The following is an 11,854-nucleotide window of genomic DNA, read 5'->3' as shown; positions in this document are numbered from 1 at the left end:
CCGCTGCAAGGTTCATCAAGGGGAAAGTCAACGCCAGTCCCGAAATAGCCATTGTTAGAAATGCACCTGCTACTATTTGGGATTTAATGAGTCGTCCTTTGAGTGATTTTGATGAAATGTTTCGTCCGCTTTCTGCAATGCAGGATGATTTTAAAATTGATTTGAAAGATTGCGGTGATAAGTATGAATTGCACGCAGATATGCCGGGCGTTAAAAAGCAGGATATTGAGTTACGTTATGATAACGGCATTCTGTCGATAAAAGCAGAGCATCATACTCATCAGAACATAAAAGATGAGGAGACCGGATTTTTGATCCGTGAAAGATCATCTGGAACTTTCAACCGTTCTATAGGAATTGATGATGTTGATCCTAATGGAATTGACGCATCTTTTGAAAACGGTACTTTGAAAGTTGAACTTAAGAAGATTGAACGTAAGACTGTTGGTAATATTGAAGTTAAGTAAAAAAGAATAAATAAAAATAATAGCCTCAGAGCGAATCTGAAATCTTAAATTTAATCGGTTGAGAAAAACTCAGCCGATTTTTTTGTTTTGGTGTTCGCAAATTAGATGATAAGCAGAATAAATTGCTTCGATTTTCTCTTTTGCTTCTTTTATCATTGCAGGATTTTGCCGTTGATGTTCTGATAAACGATCGGGGTGATATTTAAATATGAGTTTACGATATTGCCGATGAACGTCTTCTGCTGAAGAATTGTTTGGCAGTTCTAAAGTTTGGTAGGCATTTTTGAGCTTTTGTTCTACTTCATCCAGTTCTGAAAATGAATAAAAATAAGTGTACTTTGAGTTGTTTGTGAAATTGGATTTTTGCTCGCTGTCAAATAGTAAAAAGTTATTTTCAAGACGGTAGTATACGTCTTGTTTTAATTTAAGCCCTGAACGTAATCTTTCTAATGTTTTAAGTAAATTCTGCGGGTAGATATGCCTGTTATTCGTATCTTCAAGTAATTTTAAAAGGGCTATAAATAGCCAGGAGCACAGATGTGGTCCGTAAATTTTTCGTATTACACTTAAATACCGTATAAAGGCTTTAATGGGAAAATTAACATTTTGTCCTTCCTGAAAAGCTTTGTTAAAAATAATTTCTTGTTCGGAACTTAAATTTATCTGTTTTTTTAGAAGATTAAGTCTTAATGTAAACTCCTGGGAAAGGTATCCTCCGTCACGAAAGACAAGTCCGGCACTTATCATTAGAGTTTCAAGAAGATTATGATTTAAATGCAGTTTCTTTTTAATGAACTTTTTTAATTCATAAGAATGGACATAATTTTTCTCAAAAATAAAAGTAAGGTAGGTATAAAAAAGACAAGGCGGAATTACCACCAACATGACGTAGATAAAAATAAATAAAGGACGATCAAATGTCGGCAGTGCTCTGTAGAGATTGACAATAATGCCGTAGTTAAAGCCTAACCACATGTTAAGCACTAAGAAAAATCTTAGAAAACGTCCCATTCATAAATCCTTTACAAGGTTGTTATCTTTAAGTCTTTCCTTAGATAACGGTGAAAGTCAATATTTAATCAGGCATCTATCTAAATAAACTCTTTGTAATAAAGATCTAAAAGTTCAACTTTTACATTTAATGCTTTGTGTACAAGACTGATGGCTTTTTCTATGTTTTTTGGATCAAGATCAGAGATAAAACGCAGCTGATTTTTCGATGCCGCTTGAGCTGTTAAAAGGAAAGCTGAGGCAAGAATTTTAGGCTCTTCTTTCTTGCCTCTTTGTAAGCATATATGTTCTTGAGCTCCATATTTATCTCCGTCCGGCAGGAAAAATGTTCCATCGCTAAATTCAATATCAATCGCTCTGTCATCTTCGCTTAGCCAGCGTGAAGCTATATCTTTATAGGTTGCAGGAGGTTGAATTAACATTCTCCATCCGGGAGCTAGGGCCTTAAAAGCAAAATCCTCTTCAAAATTTGCTATGTAAACTAAAAGCTTTGAAAGAGCATACGCAACATCGGTAAAGATTTTATCTTTGGCACAGCCGATTAATTTTTGTTCAAGAGGAAGGGCGTAGTCACCTATTGTTGCAAAAAAGTCAAAGCTGTCATCTGCACTGTGCTTTAATACTTTAGGACTTAAATTTATATTGTGCTCTTTTAGCAGTTCAGATAGTTTTTTGTAGTTGATGCTAAGCAGAATGTTTTCTTTTATTTTATTTGATGGATTTTGATTCCCGTCTTTAGGATCTTTTTGTGTTTCAATTAACTCACGTTTTTCATTGAGGATTTCTAATTTTTTTATCTCATGAAGTGATTTTCTGATTTGTTCAATGGAAAGATTTAAATGAACGGCAAATTGTCCTATATGGGTTCTTTCATTAAAGGCACTGTTACGGAAACGAGAACACCAATAAAGTAATGCTGATAACAATAAAACACTATTATTGTCTTGCGGCAATAGGGCGGATAAAACCGGATAATAAGGAGTTCTTGTAAGACCAGTTAAAGCCATGAGATCAAATGTCGCTAATAAATTTAAGGCTGCCGTAAGGCAGCCTTATTGCCAATATTAAAAGGATTAAAGCTTATGTCCCATTTCATAAGCATTATCATGAATATCCGTTACGGCGCGTCCTGAAGGGTCTGCCATGTTTTTGAACTTTTCGTCCCAAGCAATTGCAGTCTCAGTTGAGCAAGCAACGGATTTTCCGTAAGGAACCGTCTTAACTGCTGAAGGCAGCTTAAACAGCTCTTCAAAGATTTCACGATAGAGATATGCTTCTTTGGTGACAGGAGTGTTAACCGGGAAGCGATCGGCTCGTTCGGCAAATTTACGATCGGAAACTTGTTTCTCTGCATAATCACGTAAAGCATCAATCCAAGAATAACCGACACCGTCGGAGAACTGTTCTTTTTGTCTCCATAAAACTTCTGAAGGAAGCATGCCTTCAAATGCCTCACGCAGAACTTTCTTTTCGATAGTTTTGCCCGGACACATTTTATCCTGAGGGTTTACGTGCATGGCAACATCCAGGAATTTTTTGTCAAGGAAAGGAACGCGACCTTCGACACCCCAAGCCATTAATGACTTATTGGCACGTAAGCAGTCATATAAGTGAAGCTGGGATAATTTACGGACGAGCTCTTCATGGAATTCCTTAGCATTAGGAGCTTTATGGAAATAGAGATATCCGCCGAAAATTTCATCAGATCCTTCACCTGATAATACCATTTTGATACCCATGGCTTTAATGTAGCGAGCCATGAGGTACATAGGAGTTGAGGCACGAATAGTGGTGACATCATATGTTTCAATATGGTAGATAACGTCACGCAGCGCGTCTATGCCTTCTTCAATAGTGTAATGAATCTCATGGTGAACAGTACCAAGATAATCAGCAACAACGCGTGCTTTTTTAAGATCTGGTGCACCTTCAAGACCGATGGCAAAAGAATGCAGGCGCGGGAACCAAGCTTCTGTCTTGCCGTCATCTTCAACTCGTCTTTCTGCAAAGTGTTTTGCAATTGCAGAAATTACAGATGAATCAAGGCCACCTGATAAAAGAACACCGTATGGAACGTCACACATCAGCTGACGCTTGACGCTGTCCATTAAAGCATTTTTCAAATCTTCAACTGAAGTTTTATTGTCTTTAACATTGTCGTATTCCATCCAGTCACGTTTGTAATAACGATGGAATTCGCGATCTTCTTTTGAATACATGTAGGATCCGGGAGGGAATTCTTTTACGGTATCGCAAACCGGAGTCAAGGCTTTCATTTCAGAAGCAACGTAAAAACGTCCTTCATTATCGGAACCTACATAGACAGGTACGATACCCATGTGATCACGGGCGACAAAATAAGTATTGTCTTCTGCATCATAAATAAGGAAAGCAAAATCACCTACAAGACGATCAAGGAACGGCTTTCCGGTTTGTTTGAATTCTTCGTATAAAGCTAAAATTACTTCGCAGTCAGAACCGGTCTTAAAATTGTACGGAATGGTAAGTTCACTTTTTAATTGTTTGTGATTATAAATTTCACCGTTGGCGGCTAAAACATGAGTGCGATTATCATTATATAAAGGCTGTGCACCGTTTGAAGGATCAACGATAGATAATCTTTCATGGACGATAATAGCTTTTTCACCTTGGTAAATTCCTTCCCAATCGGGACCGCGGTGAAGTTGACGGCGTGACATTTCAAGAGCGGTACGACGCAAAGATTCAGGATGCTCTTTAATGTCTAAAATTCCGAAAATAGAACACATGGAAAAAATCCTTAACAATAAAAAATATGTGTAGATTTTAGCTTAGACGAACTTTCAGGGCAAACACTTAAATTAACAATGATAGATAATGGACGCTGCTGCTTTTAGATATGGTGCAGCTTCGTCTGTCGGCAAAATCGGATATTAATAATTAATTGTTTGATTTTAAAGTGTTAAAATTTTTTTTATGACCTTGTTAAAAATTTTTATCAAACATACTCAAAAATATTATTTTTATCCTTTAATATAGTGCGATCTTTTTTGTTTCTCCCCCTTTTTTCAGGAATATACCAGAGTGGCCAATATTGACATTAATTACGTCTTTTTTATCGGAGGTTTGCTTTTAACTATTGCTATTTTAGCAAGTAAACTTTCTGCTGTTTTCGGAACGCCGATTTTGCTGTTGTTTTTAGCTATCGGTATGTTATCGGGCGAGGACGGCATTTTTTTCCATATCGTTTATAACGATTATTCTTCAGCTTACTTTATAGCAAACTTAATGTTGGCCGTTATATTGCTTGACGGAGGATTGCGTACCAATTTCAGAACATTCAGATCTGTTGCATCAGAGTCGGTTTTATTGGCGACAATAGGTGTTGTGTTTACTTCGGCAATTACCGGATTGGGAGCTTATTGGCTTTTTGATCTTACTATTGTTGAAGCAATGCTTGTCGGTTCAATCGTCGGTTCAACTGATGCTGCAGCTGTGTTTTCATTGTTGGGAAACGGCGGAGTCCATTTAAAAGAGCGAATCAGTTCCACTTTGCAAATTGAATCTGCAACTAACGATCCTATGGCGATTTTGCTTACCGTGGTACTTATTTCAGCGGTAAATCAGGAAGCTACCGGTGCGGTTCAAATTGCCATGATCTTTTTAAGTCAATTTTTAATTGGTATTTTCCTGGGTGTCACATTCGGTTTCTTCGCTCGTTTGGTAATTCCGATGATCAATATCAGTTCCGGTTTATATATGTTGCTGGTTCTCGGTATAGGTTTATGCGGCTTTGCTGTTACTGCGTCTTTGGGCGGTTCAGGATTCTTGGCAATATTTATTATCGGTATGTTTATCGGTAATCAGGATATAAGACCTTTAAGTTACATTCTTCCTGTTGGTGAAGGGTTGACTTGGCTTGCACAGATAACTTTATTTTTACTCTTAGGTTTGTTAGTAACTCCGCATAAAATGCTTGAGTACGCCGTGCCCGGCATTATGCTCGCATTAGTTTTGGCTTTTATTGCTCGTCCTATTGCCGTATTTTTGTGCGTTAAACCGTTTTTTAAACGCTACACAAATAAAGAGATAGCTTTTATGTCATGGGTCGGAATACGCGGTTCCGTACCTATTGTGTTGGCTATATATCCTGTTATGAAGGGCGTTCCTGATGCTCAGCTTTATTTTAATGTAGCCTTCATTGTAGTTTTGTTCTCGTTATTGGTGCAGGGGGCTTCTTTAGTCGTTTCCGCAAAATTATTTAAGGTTTATGCACCGGCTTCAGACGCTCCTATTAATAAATCCGAGTTGGGCATTTTAGTTTCTGATGACTTTGCTTTATATAACTATGAGATAAAACGCGAGGGAATGGAAGGAGTGTCTCTTCGCTCTTTAAGATTCCCCAAGCGTTCACGCATTGCTGCAATATTCAGGGACAGTCATATCTTAAAAGCTCAGGGTGATTTGCAGTTAAAGCGAGGAGATATTGTAAGCGTTATCGGACATAGTACTGATGAAATTCTATTTAATTCGGTATTTGCTCAAGATAAGCCGCCTAAATATTTAGAGCGTTATACTGGCGATATCATTTTAAACGGCAGTGAGAAAATGAGTGAGCTGTCAAAAGCGTATGGAATTGAGCTGACTTCATTTGAAGAAGATATGAATTTATCTGAATTTATGGATTATCATATCGGCGGATTTGCTGAGACCGGTGAAAGTATTTCTCTTATTGACGTGCGTTTGACTGTCGTTGAAATGTCAGGCGATAAAGTCAATAAAGTCGGTCTGACTAAACTTGTACCAGAAACTTACGATATTAATCATGCTTGAGAAAAAAACAGAAAATAATAAAAAAAATGAATGGATAGATAAGTCATTTTTAGATGATGTAAAAAAACGATTGAATGAAGTCTCCTATCAGAATCGCCGAATTTTGTCAGGAGACTTTAGAAAGCTTATAAACAGTCCAAAAAGTGTCTTTGACAATGAAAAAGACACTTTTTTATTGAAGCTTATTGAAGCTCAAAATGAAATAAAAACAAGAATAGATCAAAAGCCTAAATTTTCCTTTGATGAAAATTTACCGGTAAGTCTTAAAAAAGATGAAATTATTTCAGCAATAAAATCTAATCAGGTAGTTATTATTGCCGGTGAAACAGGTTCAGGTAAAACGACGCAGATCCCCAAGATGTGTCTTGAAGCGGGATTGGGTATCAAAGGATATATTGGACATACCCAACCAAGAAGAATAGCTGCACGTGCGGTAGCAGCCCGTATTGCAGATGAATTACATGAAACCTTGGGAAAAAGTGTCGGCTATAAAGTGCGTTTTACGGATTTGGGATCCGAGCACTCTTATATAAAACTTATGACCGACGGTATATTACTTGCTGAAACGGCAAGTGATCGTCTGCTTTTAAATTATGACTGCATCATTATTGACGAGGCCCACGAACGCTCTTTAAATATTGATTTTCTTTTAGGATACATAAAAAGGATTTTAAAAGTACGCCCTGAATTAAAACTTATTATTACTTCAGCAACAATTGATCCGGAACGCTTTTCGAAACATTTTAATGATGCTCCGATAATTGAAGTTTCCGGTCGTACTTTCCCTGTTGATGTCGTCTACATGCCTTTGGTTCGTGAAATAGAAGAAAATGATGAGCTCAATGATGAAAGTGAAGACGAAATATTAGATTTAAATCATGCTATTTTAAAAGCTTTTAAATTTTTGCAGCAGGAAGGTCCAGGTGATGTTTTAGTATTTTTACCGGGAGAACGCGACATTATGGAAACAAGCGCGTTTTTACGAAGATCTAATTTAAAAAATACTGAAATTCTGCCATTGTTTGCGCGTTTGGCTACAGCTGAACAAAATAAAATTTTTACGGAACATACCGGTGTTCGTATAGTTCTTGCAACTAATGTGGCTGAGACTTCACTTACCGTTCCGGGAATAAAATATGTTATTGATCCGGGTCTTGCCCGTATAAGAAGATACTCGGCAAAAACTAAAGTACAAAGATTACCTGTTGAGCGTATTTCTCAGGCAAGTGCAAACCAAAGAAAAGGACGCTGCGGTCGCGTCAGTGATGGTATATGTGTTCGTCTTTATTCAGAGGATGATTTTAATTCTCGTCCTGAATATACGGATCCTGAAATTTTGCGTACCAATCTTGCATCTGTAATTTTGCAAATGATTGCGTTAAGACTTGGTGATATCAGAAAATTTCCTTTTATTGACGCTCCGTCCGATAGGCAGATAAGTGACGGTATGCGCCTTCTTGATGAGCTTGGAGCCATACAAACTGCCTCAAAGCAAAGTTTTAATGATATTGAATTAAGCAAAATAGGACAGTATCTGTCTAAGATTCCGGCTGACCCTAGATTAGCGCGTATGTTGCTTGAATCTTCATCTTATCATTGCGTAAAAGAACTGCTGATCATTGTTTCCGGACTTGCGGTTATGGATCCAAGAGAAAGACCTCTGGATAAAAAAGAAGCAGCAGATAATTTTCATAGTCGTTTTAATGATGATAAGTCAGACTTTTTAAGCTATATAAAACTGTATGAATATTTAACCTCATTACAAAAAGAATTATCTACGTCTGCTTTTAAAAAACAGCTTAAAAAAGAGTTTATTTCTTATTTACGCGTTCGTGAGTGGTTTGATGTTTATCGACAATTAAAAGCGACTTGTAAAACATTGGATTTTAAAATCAATGAGGTTGATTCTGATTACGAATCAATTCATCGATCTGTGTTGTCCGGCTTGTTGTCTCAACTAGGTATGCTTGAATCGTCCGGTGACGGATATCTAGGAGCTCGCGGAATAAAATTTGTAATTTTCCCGGGATCGAAATTAGCAAAGAAAAAGCCTAAATGGATTTGTGCAGCGGAGTTAAGTGAAACATCGAGGCTTTTTGCAAGAACTGTTGCTGTAATTGATCCTCTGTGGACAGAGCACGTAGGAGCTCACTTAATAAAACGCAAATATGCCGAGCCGCATTGGTCTAAAAAAGCCGGAGCAGTCCAAGCTTCTTTGTCTTTGACTCTTTACGGCTTGCCTATCGTTACAGCACGTCAGGTCCTGTACACGGATGTTGATAGAAAGTTATGCCGTGAACTTCTCATTCGTGATGGTTTGGTAACTGGAGAAGTCTTAAAAAGGTATGATTTTTTAGAACATAATTTGGCTCTTATTGATGAAATAGAGCATGTTGAGGAAAAAGTACGCCGCAGGGATTTATTAGTTGATGATAAAACCATGGAGGCCTTTTACGATGAAAGACTGCCTCAAGATATTGTCACTATAAGACACTTTGATAAATGGTGGAATAAAGAAAAAAAGAATAATCCTCATTTTTTGGATTTTCAGCTTGAAGATTTAGCAAAAGATAATTTAGATAAAGTTAATGAATCTGAATTTCCTGAAAATTGGCAGCATGGCGGATTAAAACTTAAATTAAGTTATATCTTTGATCCGTCAGAGCCTAAAGACGGTGTTTGTGTACATATTCCGCTGACAGTCATAAATCAAATTAATCCTGATGAGTTTGCTTGGCAAATACCAGGACTGCTGTCTGAATTTTATGCGGAGCTTATTCGTTCATTGCCTAAAAAATTAAGACGTAACCTTATTCCTGCCCCTAATTTTGCATTAGCTTTGGAACAAAGTCTCACTCCGTATGACGGTAATATTTATGTAAAGACAGCAAAAGAATTGACGCGTATGGGCGGTGAGTTGGTAACAGCTGATGATTTTGATTTGTCGGCAATTCCTAAGCATTTGTTCATGACATACATAATCGAAGATATAAATGGCAAGGAACTGGCTTTTTCAAAGAATTTTGCGTCATTGCGTGAAAAGTTTCAGGATTTGTCTAAAGAGGCGCTGCAAAAAGTAGTAAAACTCCATAAGCCCGTTAAAGAATCAACTGTTTGGAATTTCGGAACAATAAAAAAAGAAAAAGTAAGTAAACAAGGATCGCTTGAAATAACAGCATATCCGGCACTTACGGATAAAGGATCTTCCGTTGCTCTTGAGCTTTATGAAAGTCAAGATAAACAGCAGCTTGCAATGAAGTCTGGTTTACGTAAATTGTTGGCTTTGTCATTAAAAGATCCCACTTCTTATTTAGAGACTCATTTACCGAATAAAGCCAAGCTTTCAATGTATTACCAACCGCTTGGAACAGTAAAGGATTTAATTCATGATCTTTTTCTGGCGTCCATTGATTATATTATGGAGAAAAACGGCGGAAACGTATGGGATGAAGACGCATTTATGTCTTTAAAAGAAAAAGTGCGAGCTGATTTAAACGATACCGCTCTTGAAATAGCGCAGGTTGTAGAACAAATTTTGTATAAAGCCCATGAATTAAAGCGGTTGCTGAAAGGGAAAATTACTTTAGATACTGCCAGATCTTACTCTGATGTCAGCTCTCAACTGGATGGGCTTGTTTATAAAGGTTTTATTTGTGATACGGGTTTTGAACGATTGAAAGAAATACCGCGTTACCTGGAAGCGGCAATTGAAAGAATTAAAAAGGTATCAAGAGATGTAAATCGTGATCTTTCTTATTTAAGAAAATTAGATGATCTTAAAGATGCTTATAACGGAGTAATCACCCGTTATCCTAAAGATCACAAACCGCTTGATCTGATAAATGTTAAATGGATGTTGGAAGAATTACGAGTATCTTATTTTGCTCAACAAATTGGAGTTAAAGGACCGATATCTGATAAAAGAATTTATCAGGAACTTCAAAGAATTGTGAAGGATTTTCCTCCCATGCGATAAAAAGGCGGAAGCAACTCCGCCTTTATAAATAGAAATTTTTTTAACTATCCTTTTTAGAAGATTTCTGTCTTTAAAAAGAGTAGTAAAAGTTAAGACATTAACTCTTCACGTAGAGCTTTTGCTTCCTGATTGAGTTTTTCACGCTCTTCATCACTTATTCTTAGGGCTTTTGCTAAGCCTTCCAGATAAGCTTTTTCCATAAAAGAGTCGGGTGAAATAACAGAGGCAGACAGTCGATAAACGTCAAGACCTTGATCATAGCTTGCAATTCTTGAAGCTAAATCAATAGGATCTAACGGTTTTTGTAAGAAAATCTGAACAACATCATTAAAGTTTGAATCAGTACTGAAAGATTGGGTTGCTTTTAAAATGGCGGCATTTTCTTGTTCGTCAATATGTCCGTCGGCTCTTGCAGCAAAGATCATTGCTTCTATTAATAATAAAGCATCACGGTCATCTGCTCCTGCAGAAATAACACCTTCTTCCTGAGTTAGATTATGGTTGGGATCTGTAAAACCGGCACCGCTGATGCCTTTATTGGTTCCTTGGGTGGTAATAGGCTGCGCTTGAGCATTTCCGTTTTTGTTTTGAACCCATTTCTGGAAAATTTTATATGCAACAGCTCCGGCTATGGCGCCTCCGCCTACGGTAGCTGTATCTTTAACGACGCCTTTTAATACTTTGCTTCCACCAAATAGTGCGGCAAGTAAACCTCCGACTGCGGCAGATCCTAAAAGACCAGTTGCTCCGTTTGTGGTTCCGGTATTACCCAATCCTTTGCTGCTGGTGTTTAAAGTCTCTTTTAATACTTCAAATAAGTCTTTCATATAAGCGTCCTTAGGTATTTTGTCACTGACAATGTCAGTGTCATTAAACAGTGACCAATATTTAGGTTCATGTGTATATTTTACTTGAAATGAATAAAAAACTAGGATTGTTAATATAAATATTGAGGCTTTTTAACAAAAAATTGTTTTTTTTTAATACAAGCAGCAGATAAGACATTACTTATTAAATAGTAATAAGCAATTATTTTGATAACGGAGGGATTCAAATCGACAACTAAATTTGCTGCTGAATCCGTAAATAATTTAAACATTTTGATTGTGTCTAAAAGCTTTCATCCGTAAATATATGCAATTAAATTTAAAATAGGTTTTAGAATTAAATGTAATATTTTGTGTTTGTTAATTTGTTTTGCACAATTCGGAGAATAGCGATAGTAAATTTTTATGAGCATTCGTCCTATAAAAAAGGAGAACAGAAATTCATCTCTAAATCGGCGAATAGCAATAACTTCGTTTGCCAGAGGATCTTTGTAAATTGCAGTAGCAATAAAGCATGGACTGAAATATTTGTAAGTTTTTCCGCAAAAAGGGCAGATACTGCGCTTTAATCCGTCATTGCGGTAGATAATATAAGGAATCATATAACGTCCGCATTTTGTACATTGAATTTTAGTATTTTTTATGAAGTCAACATACTCTTCTTCTGTGGCTTTAGTGTAGGCGGGAATGTTTTTGAATTTATGTAGATGTTTGCTTGAGGCTTTTATTAAATAAATATTATCAGCAGTGGGACTTAATTT

The 11,854-nt window shown here is 36.8% G+C and carries 8 protein-coding genes; 3 read left to right on the top strand and 5 right to left on the bottom strand.

Annotation, left to right across the window (positions count from 1 at the left end):
* On the top strand, positions 1 to 467 hold a 467-nt coding region (locus QZ019_RS07270; protein WP_295483697.1), incomplete at its 5' end, for an Hsp20/alpha crystallin family protein.
* 69 nt (positions 468 to 536) lie between these two features.
* On the opposite strand, the gene QZ019_RS07265 is transcribed toward QZ019_RS07270, so the two are convergent.
* The 3 genes from QZ019_RS07265 to asnB all read right to left on the bottom strand — a co-directional run bounded on the left by QZ019_RS07265 (position 537) and on the right by asnB (position 4,246).
* Entirely contained in the window at positions 537 to 1,214 is a 678-nt protein-coding gene (locus QZ019_RS07265) for a DnaJ domain-containing protein (protein WP_295483695.1), read from the bottom strand.
* Between the two features lie 344 nt (positions 1,215 to 1,558).
* Positions 1,559 to 2,485, bottom strand: coding sequence for a hypothetical protein (locus QZ019_RS07260; RefSeq protein WP_295483692.1), 927 nt, complete (start codon positions 2,483 to 2,485; stop codon positions 1,559 to 1,561).
* 66 nt (positions 2,486 to 2,551) lie between these two features.
* Positions 2,552 to 4,246, bottom strand: coding sequence for an asparagine synthase B (gene asnB / locus QZ019_RS07255; protein WP_295483690.1), 1,695 nt, complete (start codon positions 4,244 to 4,246; stop codon positions 2,552 to 2,554).
* A gap of 295 nt (positions 4,247 to 4,541) precedes the next feature.
* Between asnB and QZ019_RS07250 the strand changes: the two genes are divergently transcribed.
* Together QZ019_RS07250 and hrpA are read left to right on the top strand one after the other, a co-directional pair.
* The gene (locus QZ019_RS07250) at positions 4,542 to 6,290 is read left to right on the top strand and encodes a potassium/proton antiporter (protein ID WP_295483688.1); all 1,749 of its coding nucleotides are present in this window, start codon (positions 4,542 to 4,544) and stop codon (positions 6,288 to 6,290) included.
* Positions 6,283 to 10,266, top strand: coding sequence for an ATP-dependent RNA helicase HrpA (gene hrpA, locus QZ019_RS07245; RefSeq protein ID WP_295483685.1), 3,984 nt, complete (start codon positions 6,283 to 6,285; stop codon positions 10,264 to 10,266). The genes QZ019_RS07250 and hrpA overlap by 8 nt, the downstream gene beginning before the upstream one ends.
* An 89-nt stretch (positions 10,267 to 10,355) precedes the next feature.
* Here hrpA and QZ019_RS07240 read toward each other — a convergent pair whose 3' ends face one another.
* Together QZ019_RS07240 and QZ019_RS07235 are read right to left on the bottom strand one after the other, a co-directional pair.
* Positions 10,356 to 11,093 carry a DUF533 domain-containing protein gene (locus tag QZ019_RS07240; protein WP_294567115.1) on the bottom strand — a complete coding sequence of 246 codons (738 nt, stop codon included), beginning with the start codon at positions 11,091 to 11,093 and terminating at the stop codon, positions 10,356 to 10,358.
* Positions 11,094 to 11,386: 293 nt separating this feature from the next.
* On the bottom strand, positions 11,387 to 11,854 hold a 468-nt coding region (locus QZ019_RS07235), incomplete at its 5' end, for a CFI-box-CTERM domain-containing protein (RefSeq protein WP_295483681.1).

The sequence above is a fragment of the uncultured Succinatimonas sp. genome (genome assembly GCF_905203285.1).
Classification (GTDB): Bacteria; Pseudomonadota; Gammaproteobacteria; order Enterobacterales; family Succinivibrionaceae; genus Succinatimonas.
The sequence above is the reverse complement of the archived record's forward strand: the minus strand, read 5'-3'. Positions and strand labels throughout refer to the sequence as shown.

Bases quoted from the DNA above. Each gene is read 5' to 3' on its own strand.
- hrpA (WP_295483685.1), top strand. From the start codon at position 6,283: ATGCTTGAGAAAAAAACAGAAAATAATAAAAAAAATGAATGGATAGAT.
- asnB (WP_295483690.1), bottom strand. From the start codon at position 4,246: ATGTGTTCTATTTTCGGAATTTTAGACATTAAAGAGCATCCTGAATCT.
- QZ019_RS07265 (WP_295483695.1), bottom strand. From the start codon at position 1,214: ATGATAAGTGCCGGACTTGTCTTTCGTGACGGAGGATACCTTTCCCAG.
- QZ019_RS07260 (WP_295483692.1), bottom strand. From the start codon at position 2,485: ATGGCTTTAACTGGTCTTACAAGAACTCCTTATTATCCGGTTTTATCC.
- QZ019_RS07240 (WP_294567115.1), bottom strand. From the start codon at position 11,093: ATGAAAGACTTATTTGAAGTATTAAAAGAGACTTTAAACACCAGCAGC.